Source organism: Spirosoma gilvum (genome assembly GCF_054776815.1).
Window position 1 is genome coordinate 106,253 of record NZ_BAAHBH010000001.1, and the last position, 13,614, is coordinate 119,866.

At 47.8% G+C, this 13,614-nt stretch carries 16 protein-coding genes; 15 read left to right on the forward strand and 1 reads right to left on the reverse strand.

Annotated elements, in window-relative coordinates:
- The first annotated feature begins 205 nt into the window (after window positions 1–205).
- The 15 genes from ACYVFD_RS00405 to ACYVFD_RS00475 all read left to right on the forward strand — a co-directional run bounded on the left by ACYVFD_RS00405 (window position 206) and on the right by ACYVFD_RS00475 (window position 12,337).
- The gene (locus ACYVFD_RS00405) at window positions 206–1,129 is read left to right on the forward strand and encodes a hypothetical protein (protein ID WP_461087398.1); all 924 of its coding nucleotides are present in this window, start codon (window positions 206–208) and stop codon (window positions 1,127–1,129) included.
- 169 nt (window positions 1,130–1,298) lie between these two features.
- The gene (locus ACYVFD_RS00410) at window positions 1,299–3,869 is read left to right on the forward strand and encodes an ATP-dependent Clp protease ATP-binding subunit (RefSeq protein ID WP_461087400.1); all 2,571 of its coding nucleotides are present in this window, start codon (window positions 1,299–1,301) and stop codon (window positions 3,867–3,869) included.
- A gap of 70 nt (window positions 3,870–3,939) precedes the next feature.
- The gene (locus ACYVFD_RS00415; protein WP_461087402.1) at window positions 3,940–4,242 is read left to right on the forward strand and encodes a PAAR domain-containing protein; all 303 of its coding nucleotides are present in this window, start codon (window positions 3,940–3,942) and stop codon (window positions 4,240–4,242) included.
- Window positions 4,243–4,311: 69 nt separating this feature from the next.
- Entirely contained in the window at window positions 4,312–4,758 is a 447-nt protein-coding gene (locus ACYVFD_RS00420; RefSeq protein ID WP_461087404.1) for a hypothetical protein, read from the forward strand.
- An 88-nt stretch (window positions 4,759–4,846) separates the two neighbouring features.
- The gene (locus ACYVFD_RS00425) at window positions 4,847–6,208 is read left to right on the forward strand and encodes a DUF5458 family protein (protein ID WP_461087406.1); all 1,362 of its coding nucleotides are present in this window, start codon (window positions 4,847–4,849) and stop codon (window positions 6,206–6,208) included.
- Window positions 6,209–6,248: 40 nt separating this feature from the next.
- A complete protein-coding gene (gene tssD, locus ACYVFD_RS00430) occupies window positions 6,249–6,623 on the forward strand; it encodes a type VI secretion system tube protein TssD (RefSeq protein WP_461087408.1) in 375 nt (124 codons plus the stop codon).
- Window positions 6,624–6,653: 30 nt separating this feature from the next.
- Window positions 6,654–7,211 (forward strand): type VI secretion system tube protein TssD, encoded by a 558-nt coding sequence (gene tssD, locus ACYVFD_RS00435; protein ID WP_461087410.1) that lies wholly within the window; start codon window positions 6,654–6,656, stop codon window positions 7,209–7,211.
- Between the two features lie 45 nt (window positions 7,212–7,256).
- Window positions 7,257–7,658: a type VI secretion system tube protein TssD gene (tssD, locus tag ACYVFD_RS00440; protein WP_461087412.1), complete on the forward strand. Its 402-nt coding sequence runs from the start codon at window positions 7,257–7,259 to the stop codon at window positions 7,656–7,658.
- A 32-nt stretch (window positions 7,659–7,690) separates the two neighbouring features.
- On the forward strand, window positions 7,691–8,242 hold the full coding sequence (tssD, locus tag ACYVFD_RS00445) for a type VI secretion system tube protein TssD (RefSeq protein WP_461087414.1): 552 nt from the start codon (window positions 7,691–7,693) through the stop codon (window positions 8,240–8,242).
- A gap of 18 nt (window positions 8,243–8,260) precedes the next feature.
- Window positions 8,261–8,632 carry a type VI secretion system tube protein TssD gene (gene tssD / locus ACYVFD_RS00450; RefSeq protein ID WP_461087417.1) on the forward strand — a complete coding sequence of 124 codons (372 nt, stop codon included), beginning with the start codon at window positions 8,261–8,263 and terminating at the stop codon, window positions 8,630–8,632.
- A 25-nt stretch (window positions 8,633–8,657) separates the two neighbouring features.
- A complete protein-coding gene (gene tssD, locus ACYVFD_RS00455; RefSeq protein ID WP_461087419.1) occupies window positions 8,658–9,161 on the forward strand; it encodes a type VI secretion system tube protein TssD in 504 nt (167 codons plus the stop codon).
- A gap of 3 nt (window positions 9,162–9,164) precedes the next feature.
- A complete protein-coding gene (gene tssD / locus ACYVFD_RS00460; RefSeq protein ID WP_461087421.1) occupies window positions 9,165–9,536 on the forward strand; it encodes a type VI secretion system tube protein TssD in 372 nt (123 codons plus the stop codon).
- 30 nt (window positions 9,537–9,566) lie between these two features.
- Window positions 9,567–10,070: a type VI secretion system tube protein TssD gene (gene tssD / locus ACYVFD_RS00465; RefSeq protein WP_461087423.1), complete on the forward strand. Its 504-nt coding sequence runs from the start codon at window positions 9,567–9,569 to the stop codon at window positions 10,068–10,070.
- A gap of 3 nt (window positions 10,071–10,073) precedes the next feature.
- Window positions 10,074–11,870 (forward strand): type VI secretion system Vgr family protein, encoded by a 1,797-nt coding sequence (locus tag ACYVFD_RS00470; protein WP_461087425.1) that lies wholly within the window; start codon window positions 10,074–10,076, stop codon window positions 11,868–11,870.
- Between the two features lie 50 nt (window positions 11,871–11,920).
- Window positions 11,921–12,337, forward strand: a complete 417-nt coding sequence (locus tag ACYVFD_RS00475) for a DUF3592 domain-containing protein (RefSeq protein ID WP_461087427.1) — start codon at window positions 11,921–11,923, stop codon at window positions 12,335–12,337.
- Window positions 12,338–12,390: 53 nt separating this feature from the next.
- Here the strand turns inward: ACYVFD_RS00475 and ACYVFD_RS00480 are convergent, their stop codons facing one another.
- The gene (locus tag ACYVFD_RS00480; RefSeq protein ID WP_461087429.1) at window positions 12,391–13,455 is read right to left on the reverse strand and encodes a DUF3500 domain-containing protein; all 1,065 of its coding nucleotides are present in this window, start codon (window positions 13,453–13,455) and stop codon (window positions 12,391–12,393) included.
- Window positions 13,456–13,614: the final 159 nt, after the last annotated feature.

Here is a 13,614-nt window from a genome sequence, read left to right on the forward strand (position 1 = left end):
AATAAGTCGTTCTAAGTAACTGTCTGAAAATAAGTTAACATTGACTAAGATACGTGTCAAGTTTAATGGTTCAGGTTTCAAACGAATTGTTGTAGCAGCTGGCTGACGCAAGAATTACGAATGCCTTATTATCTCTTGCATCAGTTAACTTGAAACATTAAACCTGAAACACCTGGCAAATAAAAAAATCCTCTCTATATAATCGATGGAACCTCTCAATAAACCCGAACGCCAGCAAGCCTTCAGCCGCTTCCTTGGGGTGTATTGTCTTTCGCTCAGTGTACCCTTACTGGCTGTATATCTGTTGTTCAGTGCGCCAAACTATGTGCTGAAGCAGGAAAACGCCCGACTGACCGAAACGCTGAATGAGCAAACCCAAAAGCTGATGAAGCCAATGGATGGTGTAACGGCTAACCTGAAAACGCTACAAATCACTGATCAGGCCTATTTGAAAGCAACTGATATCGAAAGGGGTAGTTTAAAAACGCAACTCTCTGGTCTGGAAAGTGGTATTCAGCAGCAGGTAAATAGCCTGAAAGCCGATACGGTGCAATTACAGCCTGTCAATAAGCAACTGTCGCATGGGGTCATCAATGCCTATGATGCCGTGCTGACCTACCGTAATAGCATTAGTTACTTACGTGATCTGCTGGACAAGAAGGGCATTGATGCCAGCCAGATTGACAAGCTAACGGCCGCACTGACTCAGGCTCGTCAGGAAAACGAAATGCTGAAACTACTGGCAGCCAAATCTTCTGCCCCTGCAGCCGCTCCAGCTCCATCGGGTGGTGGAGGGCCGAACTACCTGTCGCAGTTTCAGCAGTGCACCAGTGATCTGGTTACGGCCAAAAATCGAATTAATGAGTTAACGGCCCAATTGAAAGCGGCTGGTAGTGCTCCAGCGCCTACCGTATCGGCTCCAACGTCAGCGGGTGTATCGCGGGCTGATGTAGAAATGGATATTGTTGATCGGTGCGAGAAAAAAGCGGATGCTACCAATCGCCCACCTCTCTGGCGTCGACCGCTGTATGAATTTGCGGTAGAAACATTGGAAAAAAATACCCGGCCCGATGCGCAGCAGCGTATTACCGCAATCAATGCCAAGCTGCGCCGATTGGGGTCCGATTGAAGAAGGTCAAGCATTGTCAAATGTGGTCAGGTGTGGTTAAGCGTTGTCTGGTATACTTATAAGCATCAGACTTACTACCCTTGACCACCTCTGACTACACTTGACGAAGCCTGACCACTCTTGACAATACCTGGCTACCCTTGCCACATTTTCTTAAACCCCGATTCTGATGGCATACACTGAAGAAGTAAAACGGGCTATACAGATTGCCCAGGCCCTTTCGAAGGAGTATCAGAATGAGATGTTCGCTCCAGCGCATCTCCTAATGGGCTTGCTCCACAATGAAGTTGGACTGGCTTCCTGGCTGGGTGTGCTGGGGCAGGATGTGCCTTACCTGCGGGAGTGGGCAGAGGTTCGGATTGAAGCCAGCCCCAAAGCCAGCCGTCTATCGACTAATCCACCGGGCGATGAACAGGTGAAAGCTACCATGGAGCTGGCCGATCTGGTTGCCATTCAGTTAGGAAAAGTACAGACGGATCCGGTTTGCGTATTGGCGGCTTTGCTAAAACCGGGTGTGGCTTTTACGGTAGAGCAACTAAAAAGCTTCCCGCTGACACAGGCTGAACTGATGCAGGCAGCACTGGCTGATGCCGATGTGCAAACGGCCGTAGCGCCAACAGCCGGTTCGGAGACGGGGTCACGACCGGCAGGAGCTACTAAACCGGCACCGGAACAGGCGTTGTTGCGGTATTGTGTTGATAAAACCGCTATGGCCATCGAAGGTCGTCTAGACCCGATTTTGGGCCGGGACCGCGAAGTAAGGATGATGACCGAGACGTTGGGGCGACGAACCAAACCCAATGTAATTCTGGTCGGCGAGCCGGGGGTTGGTAAAACGGCATTGGCCGATGGCTTTGCGCTCAATATTATTGCGGGTGATGTACCGGGCCACCTGAAAAATGCCCGATTGCTCGAACTCGATCTGGGAGCATTGGTAGCGGGTGCATCCTATAAAGGCGAGGTTGAAGATCGGCTGAAAAGCATTCTGAAAGAGTTAAAACAGGATGCCAAAATCATTCTGTTCATCGACGAAATCCACCAACTACTGGACAGCCGGGGACCACTCGGTACGGGAGTTGCCAATCTGCTCAAGCCCGAACTGGCTAAGGGGAATCTGACCGTGATTGGGGCTACCACGCTGGATGAATACCGAAAATACATTGAAACGGACGAAGCGTTTAGCCGTCGGTTCGATGTGTTACGGGTAGAAGAACCTTCGGTCGAAATGGCCATTCGAATGGTACAACGTTTGGTGCCGTTTTATGAGAGTCATCACCAGCTTACGGTTGGGGTCGATGCCGTTTCGGAAGCCGTTACGCTTGCCAAGCGCTATAGCCGCAATCGTCGGTTGCCCGATGCCGCCGTCGACCTGCTCGACCGAACCCTGTCGGCGGTTCGGATGATCAGCGAGCGGACTCCCGCTGAAGTAGCCCAATTGACTGAACAACTGAATCAATTGGCCAATTCGTTTGATGGTAGCGGCTCGTTGAGCAATTTACGCTACCTGCATCAGGAACTGGAAGCGAAGATCAGCCCGATTCTGCTGGCTAACCTGGCTGCAGAAACTGAAGGAGAAGATGAGTCGGCAGAAGACCCATTTGAATCCGTCTCGACGCTGGCAGAGCACATTCAACAGAAACTGACCCGACTCTCGACATTGACCGATGTTCAAAAAACAACTGTCGATCGGCATGATGTAGCGGCTGTGATCTCGCATAAAACGGGGATTCCACTGGGTAAAATCCAAAGCAAAGAGCGGGACAAACTGCTGGCGATGGATGAGGTATTGAAGCAGCGCGTTATCGGGCAGGATCATGCCGTCAAAGCCGTTGCCGATGCTATTCTGGAGTCGCGCTCCGGCCTGACCAAAGCAGGTCAACCCATCGGCTCTTTCTTTTTGCTGGGACCAACCGGAACCGGAAAAACGGAGCTGGCTAAATCCCTGGCTGATTTCCTGTTCAATGATGAGTCCTTCCTGATCCGGTTCGATATGTCGGAGTTCAAGGAAGAGCATTCGGCAGCTTTGCTCTACGGGGCTCCTCCGGGCTATGTGGGCTACGAAGAGGGGGGATTGCTGGTGAATAAGATCCGCGAAAAACCCTATTCGGTGGTCCTGTTCGATGAAATTGAGAAAGCTCACCCGTCGGTGTTCGACATCTTCCTGCAAATTCTGGACGAAGGCCGACTGCATGACCGATTGGGCAAAGAAGGTGATTTCTCAGATGCTGTCGTACTGTTCACCTCAAATATTGGCAGTCAGTTGGTTATCCAGCGATTTGGCGAGGGGCAGATTCCAACCAACACCGAGTTGATGGAGACCATGAGCCGCCACTTCCGGCCGGAGTTTTTGGCTCGCCTGACCGAAATTGTCCCCTTTGCGCCAATCTCCGAGGAGAACGCCATTCGGATTTTTACGCTCCATCTTCGTAGCCTGACTGAGCAGTTGGCCAAGCAGGGTATTTCGCTCGATCTGACACCGGAAGCACGTAAGCATCTGGCGTTATCAGGATTTACACCGCAGTATGGAGCCCGGCAACTGAAAGGAGTAATTCGGAATCAGCTTCGTCGACCCATTTCCCGGATGATTATTGCCGGTGAAGTGACCAAAGGTTCCACCATTCATGTCGATGTGAAAGACGAAGAGTTGCAATGGACCATTACACACGAAGAAACAACTAGCCAGGTACCGTCAAATACGGTCAAGGATGGTCAGGAATTGGTAGCAAAAGACCTTTCCTAACCAACCTTGACTACTCCTGACCCTATCTGACCAACCCTGACAAGTTCTGACCCAATCTGACGATCTAATTATGGGACAACCAGCCGCACGCTTAGCCGATATGCACGTTTGCCCGATGCAAACCCCAGCCGTAGTACCGATTCCGCACGTTGGGGGACCTATCACCGGACCAGGTATGCCAACCGTATTGATTGGCGGACAACCCGCTGCTGTTGTAGGTGATATGTGTGTCTGTGTCGGCCCTCCTGACGTGATCGCCATGGGATCTACATCGGTGCTCATTGGTGGAAAACCGGCTGCCCGCATGGGGGATACAACCGCTCACGGAGGGAGCATTGTAGTCGGTTGCCCAACCGTACTGATTGGGGGATAGGTGTAAGTTGAATCTACAAGACTGTAAACTGAAAGAGTTGAATTCTAACCGTTTAACTGAGTATACATTATGTTCGATTACGGAATTGGTGGGCAGGAGCGAAAGCTCAACGTCAGCGAGAGTATTGTCGACATCCCACAGAATAAAACCCTCCTTGTTGAGAAGTTGACGGCCGATCCATCGTTTACCCCGCAGGTGGTTGAAGGGCTTAAAACGGTAGGAGAAGTATTTGCCTATTTCAAACCGGAGCAGGAGGTCGAGTTTACGACCGAAGATGGCAGCTCCATCAGCGAAACGCTTCGCTTTAACTCCCTGGCCGATTTTGGTAAGAAAGGGATCGTTGCCCAGAGCGAGTACCTACAGCAACTGAACATGACGTTCGAAGATTTTCAGCGGTATGTGAAGCAATTGAAGTCGAACAAGATTTTGAAAGCCATGCTCGAAAATCCTGACGGAAAAGCAGCCTATGTCGCGGCTATTCAGGCTATGATTCGCGAACTGGAAGAAGCGCAATAAAATAGTTTACAGTCCTCTGTTTTCTGTTTTCAGTTGCTGACGCGTCAGCCAACTAAAAACAGAAAACTGTAAACAGAAAACTCACAACATGGAAGCACAGAATAAACCACTTAAAACAGGCGAAAAACTCGCCGAAGATATACCCTCACTTGAGAGCAGTTCAGCCAAATTGGCTAAGTACGGCGGCTTTTCTATCCTGGAAACCACCATCGAAGGTGTTCAGAATATGAACCCGGATAAAAAAGCCCGCAAAAAAATCTTTCTGACCGAGCAGTCAAAGGCTACTGAGCGAACTGAGTTGAAAAAACGGCTGGAACTGATGCTGGATTTGCTGGGAAGTGCCGACACCGTAGGCGAACTGGCTGAAACGGCTCAGAACAAGGCTGAATCAGCCCAGGAACTCCTTGCCCAAAACTTATTACGGGCCTACGAAGCAAACCGAGGGCTGGAGCAGTCGTATCGGTCGGTAGCTAGTTTCTATGCCAATACGGAGCAGGATAAGGCGAAGAATGTCAACATTATGAACGCCGAGCCTGATCAACTTACGGACCTCGACAATACGACATTTATTGATGCCGTGGCCGAAGAGTTTGCCCGTACCTTCGACCGCCTTGACTTACGGGATAGTTACTCACTGCTCGTCCTGCCTGGTTACCTAGGATCGAAAAAAGTTGTGGACAAGTGGGCGCAGATCGCTCATAAAAATAAGGTGATGCTCGTCACGGATTTCCAGCACCTGGACGCTCCCGACGATGTGATCGACCTGTTTGAGTCGGCCGATCTGACGGGGGGCGATGCGTATCTCTCCAATGTGATGATGACCTGCAACTGGCTGGCCGGACGAGGAAAGCACCAGGATGTGGGCGAAGAAGAAGACCTGTATGTGCCTGGGTCGGCAGCGCTGGCCGGTAAGCTGTACGCAACCGTTATGTCGCAGGTATCGGCTGGCCGGAAGCATGGTGCCCTGAACGAGGCTGACGGCGTACGGTTCCCGCTGAAGAAAAGCGAGATTTCGACACTGGAAAAGATGGGCCTCATTCCAATGGTGAACGAGTACGGGAAAGTAATGCCGTTCTCGGCCAAAACGCTTTTCAACGGTGATAACCTCGGTCTGCAAACGTATTCAGTCGTTCGGGTATTCGATTACATCACCAAAGTGCTGATTGATTTCCTGAATCGTCGGGCGTTCGAAAATTTCAATACGAATACCCGGATGGACATTCAGAAGCAGATTGTGAAGTTTCTGGATAGTGTAACGGGGCCGGGTAAGCTCATCGAGAAGTTCAAGCTACTACGTTTCGAGCGAGACCCTAAACAGAAAGATCGTATCCTGCTCGACATTCACATGGTACCGTATTTCCCCGCCAAAACCTTCCTGCTTAAACTCGACGGGCAGAAAGGCGATGATCCAGATTCGGCGGAATGGAAAGCTGACTACGATCAGCAATAGTCTGTTGTCGATTATCTGTTCACTCTTTACTCTTAAGCTTATGTACGTAGTTACGCTAAAGATTGACGATATGGAATATATTCTGAATCGGGTCAACTTCTATGTGGCCCGAAAGTCAGATAAAAATGGTCGCCCGATCTCGGAATCTGCCTGGACGGTAAATATCCACATGGATACCACCGATGAGTCACTTTTTACCGAATGGATGGTAGATCCGACTAAGAAGAAAGACGTATCGCTCAAGTTCTACGAAGGCGGTGATACTAAAAAAGAATGGCAATTCGCCAAAGCATATTGTGTTGGATTCCAGGAAAACTTTGTGGCCGACGCCGGTGTGATGGAGACTCAGCTTATCATTTCGGGTACGACCGTTGAAAATGGAAATGCCACCATAAATAACAACTGGACGACCTAACCGTCTAGTCAAGCTAACTCCTTTATTACTATGGCAAACAAAGCAATCTTATCCGTCTGCGGAAGAGACTTCAATGTGCTTGAATTTAAAGTGTCGCTTTATCAGCAGACTAACAATGAGGGCAAACCAGCTTCTGGCGTTTTTTTTGGTGATTTCTTCATGATCATTCGCGGGGGGAATGACACCTTCTTCGAGTGGATCAGCGAACCGACCCGGATGGAAAGTGGTGTGTTGAAAACCTTCCGAGCCGACCAGGATAATACTCCGTTTGTTGAGTACTCATTCGTGCAGGGTTTTCTCTCGTCTATACTGGAAAACTATTACTACACGGCGGACATGCAAAACTCCTTCAATACGGTCAGTGATATCGAAAGCGATGGTGAAGATTTTGAGCTATGGATTAATGCCGTCACGTTCCAGCGGGATAATGGCGAGTCCGATATCGGTGCACACGTGCTGGGAAATTCGATTGCAAAAACCCGGACGTTTCAGAAACGAACCGGTATATCCTACGTGCTAATGATTTCGATGTCCTGCATGCAAATTACCATTCGCGATGTGGACCACAAAAATCAGTGGGGACGGTAAACTTATTGGCTGATCTATGTTTTTCACTTTTAATCTTTTTTGCGAATGGCCTCGTATCGCACTTCTCTAACTGTAGATAATACCGAATTACCACTGCGCCGAATCTTTTTTACCGCTTCCCGCAGTCGAGACTCGAAAGGGAAACCGTCTTCTGGAGTGAATTGGCTGTTATTTGCCTCGATTGATGTGCAGGAGCAATTTACCTTCAGCGAATGGATGTTCGATGAATCGATGCAAAAAGACGTTGTTGTTACCTTTTACAAAACTGACGATGAAGGAGAAGGCGAAACCAAACTGAAGGAGTGGTCGTATAACGGCACCTTCTGTGTTGGTATGCTGGAGATGTTTGCGGGAGATGCTTCCTACCAGACAACCAATCTTTTCTTTACGGGCAAAGAAGTATCCAACGGCAATGCGACGATGGAGCACGAATGGGACTTAGAATAAAATGTTACTCTGAACATTAACGAATTAGTATCATGGCTCATAAAGCAATTTTAAGTGTTTCCGGTGAAGATATTCCAGTTCTTGAGTTCTCCGTGGCGTTCAAGCAGTCCCGCGATGATCAGGGTAAGCCTGCTTCTGGCGTGAAGCTTGGCGATTTCTACCTGATTATGGAAGGCGGAACGGATCTGTTTTTTGAATGGATGATCGATAAAACCCGCTTTGAGAGCGGTACCATTAAAACCTACCGCGACGATCAGGATTCGGTTATGCTGACCTATGAATTTGAGAATGCGTTTGTGACGGATGTTTCGGAAAGCTTTTATGAAAATGTAGGGAACCCAAACGTGAGTTACAAGCGGGTTAGTTCGGGCGAGGATTTGAGTGATGATGTGATCGATTATCAGTATAGAGGGTTTCGATTAGGTCGAAAGGATAATACCCTGTTGCAAAATATGTGGAGCCGGGTACGGAAATTTCAGGAGCGAACCAACAACCCCTATTGTCTATTCGTCACCATGTCGTGCGAAAAGCTGAAAATCCAGGACACTCAGTTTGAAAATAAATGGAATGGTAAACTCGAATAACCTTATATCTAGTTAGCTATGGCGTACGAAGGCAAACTCAGCGTAGATGGTACAGACTTCGCTATCAATTGGATGCTCATGCAGATAGCGCGTAATGAGGACAAGAAAGGCATACCGGCATCTCGGCCCGAATGGAGCATCGTGATCAGCTTAGATGCTATGGACGATAGTACCATTAAAAGCTGGATGATTGATCCGAATATGCAAAAAGACGGGAAGATTGTTCTGAATCGGATTGATGAAGACGCTACCTTCAAAGAAATCGAGTTTAAACAGGCCATCTGCACCAGTTATATAGATGAATTTTTCGCTGACGTTGAATACCTCAACACCATCATCAACATTACGGGTGGCGAGGTTATGATCAATGACGCTACACTTCGGGTTTAGTTTCATTTTTTAAACCATAGGTCAGATGTCCTTTAAAGCCACATTAACAGTCGAAGGTAAAGAATTCAATGTGTTGCAATGCACCCATCTTATGGATCAAAAGTATAAGAAGGGTAGGGCCACATCAGGGGTGTTAGGCGGTCGTATTATTGTCATTCTGGATAGCAGCGATGACCCCCTGCTGGGTAGCTGGGCAACTGGTCCTACGGTTAAAAAAGATGGCGAGATTGTCTTTGATCGGGTCGACCAGCAGTCTTCGTTGCAAAAACTGGAATTTCAGGAAGCGTACCTGACTCAGTACTTCGAGTTTATGACATCCAGCCATGTTAGTACTGATAGTGTTTTAACCGCTATTGAAGATTATTTCATTCTGGATATATCAACGGAAAGTGAGGATGAGCGACGAGTTATAGTCAATAGGAGAGCCCTGGTCAAATTTGCCGAACGTACACGAATCAGCAATTGCATTCTATTGCGCATTTCGGCCAGTAAAATTACACTTGATGGTATTGATCACGAAAATAGTTAATCGATGGCTTACGACGCAACACTAAACGTAGATGGCAACGCTTTTAGAATCAATTGGTTGTTATTGAGAGTTGGCCGTAAAGAAGACCAACGGGGAAGACCGGCATCGCGTCCAGGTTGGAGTGTTGTCATTAGTCTGGATGCCATGGACGATACGACCGTGAAAAACTGGATGATAGACCCGAATATGCAAAAAGACGGGAAAATAATACTGAGCCGTATCGACGAGGACGCAACATTCAAAGAAATCGAATTTAAGAAAGCGCACTGCACTGGATACGAGGATGAGTTTTTCTCAGATAGAGACTATATGCATACGGTTATAAACATTACAGGGGGGGAGCTTACCATCAATAAATCGACATTACGAGTCTAATCTTTTCTTTGTCCTAAATCGCGCAAGACAATGTCATTTAAATCAACATTAACGGTTGAAGGAAAAGAATTCAGCGTACTACAATGCTATCATAAACTAGGGCAAAAGACCGATAATGGTCGACCTACGTCGGGAGTACGAGGGGGATTGATTCAACTAATTCTGGATAGCAGCGATGAAGATATTCTGGGTGATTGGGCTACGGGACCCACTACAAAAAAGGATGGCGAAATCGTATTTGAACGCACCGACCAGCAATCGACTTTAACTAAACTCGAATTCAAAGAAGCCTACCTAACGCTTTATTTTGAGTTTGTAACGTCCAATTATATCGATGTCAATTCGGTGCAGGTTTCCTTAGATGAACTGGCTGAATGGGACCTGACGAACGAAGATGATTTTAATCAACGGGTAGTGTCTAATACGAAGACTCTAGTCCACTTTGTAGATCGGACCCGTGTCAGTAATTGTATTCTTCTACGAATATCAGCCGGAGCAATCACACTGGATGGTATCGACCACAAAAACACCTGAAAAATGGCCCAACAGGTCGTAACGCACGTAGAAATCGAAGGCGGCAAAGAGTTGAAAAACGTCTCGTCGCTGTCTATTGAGCAGGACTTATTCGGCCACCACCAGTTTGAATTCTCTGTGCCGTTTGAGGATCTGGAAGACGCCAACGAATTGTTCTTTCATGAGTCACATCGGAACGTGGTTGGTAAAACCGTCCAGTTTTCATTCGACCCCCTGCTCGAAGACGGTAACTTCGATTTTAAGTTCAAAGGAATCATAACGGAGCTGGCACTGAAAAACACCAGCGATATGTCGAACGTTTTCCTGTTAAAAGGGTATGGGTTGACCATATTGCTGGAAGACAGTCGGTTACGTCGAACGTTTTTGCAGTGTAGTTTAGGTGATATTGTCAATCAGGTCTTAAATCCGTACCCCAATAATCTGCTCAAACGGTCGGTCAATCCGAAATCGTCGGAAGCACTGAAGTACGTTGTGCAGTACGATGAAACCAATTTTGAGTTTTTAGCGCGGTTGGCAGCCGAGTATGGGGAGTGGTGTTTCTACGATGGGCTGCAATTGGTGTTTGGCAAGCCAGACGACCACAAAGTCGATTTTAACGTCGATGGCATGCAGACGTTCGCCATGAGTTTGAAAATCATGCCGGCTAAATTCCTGTATTCCCGCTACGATTACATCGCCGATGAAACCTATCAGAGCCATTCAAGTGATCAGCAGTTGAGTGGTCTGGGGCAATGGGGTGATTTTACGTTAGACGAATCGGAGAAAACGTTCAGTCAGGAGTCACAATTGCCCTTGCCTAAACTGGTGTATGGCCAAAAAGAACTGGACGATGTGACCAAGACCCAAAAAGCAATGGAAACGAGTCGGCTGGTCGCTTTTCAGGGTTTTGGTGAAAACCCGGATATGTCGGTCGGGACCGTTATTGCTGTGAAAGGTAGCCGGATCACAGAACGAGGGACGTCGGAAGAAAACTTTGGCAATTACCGGATTACGCACGTGTCGCATACACTCGACGGTAGCGGAAACTATTCCAATACCTTCCGGGCTGTACCCGATTCGGTCTCTTATCCGCCCCCCAATCCTTCGTTTAAGTTGCCAGTAGGTAAGCCCGAATTAGCTAAAGTAGTCGATAATGAGGATCCGGAAAAACTGGGTCGGGTGAAAGTCGAATTCATGTGGCCCGGCGACAGTAAAGAATCCGACTGGCTTCGGGTGGCACACCCGTATACCTCCGATGGCGAAGGCATGCTGTTCGTGCCCGAAATCGATGCGCAGGTCATGATCGGCTATGAATCAAATTTGGCCGAGTATCCGTATGTAATGACCAGTCTATACCCGAAAAAAAACGGAATAGACTATACGTACCGCGATAACATTCAGAAAACCATCCAGACGAAAGCGGGCAACAAAATCAGCCTGTACGATAAGGATGGCGAAGAAAAAATAGAACTGACCAACGTCAACAAGGACGATACACGCATTTTACTTTCCTTCAGTGGCGATGGTAAAATCACGATCGAAACCCAGGGCGTTGTACACATCGAAGGCAAGGATATTGAAGTAAAAGCGCAGAACAACATTACCCTTGAAGCGCAGAACAACATCGAACTGAAAGCAACCAACGAAGTCAAGATTGAAGGAACAGCGAAGGTTAATGTGAAAGGTGCTCAGGTGCAGGCCGAAGCCGATGCTACTGCCGAAATCAAAGCCAACGGCCAGCTCTCACTTCAGGGCACACAGACGTCGCTCAAAGGTGATGCGATGGTTGAGGTAAAAGGTGGAGTCATCATGTTGAACTGATGAATTCTTAGTCGCAAGCAAGCATGAAGCAGGTTTCAACGACAAAAATTATGGTCTATTCAATTATGTTATTGGTTGGAATTGTCTTAGTCGGCATTTCTGCATCGCTGTTTTCTAAGGCCGTTGTACTCATAAAGTCGGGTAGCCGTACGATTGCCACTGTTGATCGACTCGAAAAGGAAAAGTCTAAAAAAGGATATACATACAGGCCGGTGTTTAAGTATAATACGATCAGTGGTCAGGAGGTTTATTATTCGTATATGTTTGCGGCTTCGCCCCCCGATTGGGAGGTAGGCGAAAAAGTAACGGTCGTCTATAATGCCAGCGATCCCGATAATCCAGTCATCCTGACCTATTTTGGTGCCTTTGGCTGGGCGGTCATCTGGCTGGCCGTAGCCATGCCGTTGCTGATTATTGGGGGCGGCTATTTCTTGTCGCAACTCTATTTGAAACCGTATTCCTTGTAGGAAGCCACTTTATAGAAAGTTGCTATAAGCCGTGAGGACGCAATGTTGTTTGATCACTTATGACTCTGTAAATAATGCTGTTTCAATAAGTCCTGGCCAAAATCGCTGCCTTTTTCACGTAGAATGGCATGGATGTGATTGCCATCGTTCTGAAAACCAACATTGTCGTATTCAATGAGAAAATCGGGCCCATTGATGATGTAGTAATGGGGCTTGTTGGCTTCCAGATTGCCGATCCAGGCAAAATACACGTTATCGATGCCCGATTTAAGAATCTTTTCGAAGAGCAAATGGGCTTTCTGATGCTCAAAATTGTGCGTGTATTCCTGAATGAGCAACTTCAGCATATCTTTCTGATCATTGGTGAACTGCCTAGCGGCAATACCATAATAATTCGTAATACGCTGGCTGCTTTGGGGACTGGTGATAATATCGCCCGGTATTTTCTGTTGCAGAACCGCAACTTTCTTTTGGGCATCGGTCAGGGCATTGATAAGCATAAACCCATAATCTTCCTCCTTGCTCAACACGCGCCATCCGGCATACTTCGCCGACTTTACTTCGGATGGGTCGGTGCCGATAAAATACGGTGACATCGATACGTTACGACCATCGCAGGTGAGGTTTAAGGCCAGGTGGTGCCCACCAAAATTTAGCCCCCAAGGCTCATTAGACTGCGGCTTACCCCATACAGAAATATAGTAGTTGCCATGCGCCCATTTGAGGTCCTGCATCATCTTAAGCGTTTTCTGGTCGATTTTACCGCTGTCGAATGCCTGCTGATAAAGCGTGTTCAGGATATCGTCCAGTTGCATGATACTGGTCGTTTTCAGATACCCCTGCGAACTCAGCATAGCCGACAAGACCCGGTGAAAGGCCATCCGGCTAATGTCGGACAGGGAGCCATATTGAATACCCGGTCGTGGCACGAGGCCAACCGGCAGATTCGTCCATTTGAACCGAAGGCTGTCCGTAAAGTTATATTGTGTTTTAGCCAGTTCATCGGTACCCAGCGTCGCTAAAAACCGGCTGGTCGCATCAATAAGTACACTATTGGATTGAGCAAAGCTAGCCTGCCCCAAGAGCAGCCAGAGGCTAAAAAGAAGTAATCGTTTCATGACTAATTGGTTAGGCTTAGGTTTGAGTTCGCTCGTTTGGGATTGCTCGTCCGCGATTGCATTGCGGAGGGCCGCGTCTGCGACGCTAACAAATTTCGGTTAATGGACTGGAATCATAAGTTGGTTCTGGCATAGCAGATGCGAACCTCAAGTATCCGC

Coding starts and splice junctions, on each gene's coding strand:
- ACYVFD_RS00480 (WP_461087429.1), bottom strand. CDS start 13,455: ATGAAACGATTACTTCTTTTTAGCCTCTGGCTGCTCTTGGGGCAGGCT.
- tssD (WP_461087408.1), top strand. CDS start 6,249: ATGTACGTAGTTACGCTAAAGATTGACGATATGGAATATATTCTGAAT.
- ACYVFD_RS00415 (WP_461087402.1), top strand. CDS start 3,940: ATGGGACAACCAGCCGCACGCTTAGCCGATATGCACGTTTGCCCGATG.
- tssD (WP_461087410.1), top strand. CDS start 6,654: ATGGCAAACAAAGCAATCTTATCCGTCTGCGGAAGAGACTTCAATGTG.
- ACYVFD_RS00425 (WP_461087406.1), top strand. CDS start 4,847: ATGGAAGCACAGAATAAACCACTTAAAACAGGCGAAAAACTCGCCGAA.
- tssD (WP_461087414.1), top strand. CDS start 7,691: ATGGCTCATAAAGCAATTTTAAGTGTTTCCGGTGAAGATATTCCAGTT.
- ACYVFD_RS00420 (WP_461087404.1), top strand. CDS start 4,312: ATGTTCGATTACGGAATTGGTGGGCAGGAGCGAAAGCTCAACGTCAGC.
- ACYVFD_RS00405 (WP_461087398.1), top strand. CDS start 206: ATGGAACCTCTCAATAAACCCGAACGCCAGCAAGCCTTCAGCCGCTTC.
- tssD (WP_461087421.1), top strand. CDS start 9,165: ATGGCTTACGACGCAACACTAAACGTAGATGGCAACGCTTTTAGAATC.
- tssD (WP_461087412.1), top strand. CDS start 7,257: ATGGCCTCGTATCGCACTTCTCTAACTGTAGATAATACCGAATTACCA.
- ACYVFD_RS00475 (WP_461087427.1), top strand. CDS start 11,921: ATGGTCTATTCAATTATGTTATTGGTTGGAATTGTCTTAGTCGGCATT.
- tssD (WP_461087417.1), top strand. CDS start 8,261: ATGGCGTACGAAGGCAAACTCAGCGTAGATGGTACAGACTTCGCTATC.
- ACYVFD_RS00410 (WP_461087400.1), top strand. CDS start 1,299: ATGGCATACACTGAAGAAGTAAAACGGGCTATACAGATTGCCCAGGCC.
- tssD (WP_461087423.1), top strand. CDS start 9,567: ATGTCATTTAAATCAACATTAACGGTTGAAGGAAAAGAATTCAGCGTA.
- ACYVFD_RS00470 (WP_461087425.1), top strand. CDS start 10,074: ATGGCCCAACAGGTCGTAACGCACGTAGAAATCGAAGGCGGCAAAGAG.
- tssD (WP_461087419.1), top strand. CDS start 8,658: ATGTCCTTTAAAGCCACATTAACAGTCGAAGGTAAAGAATTCAATGTG.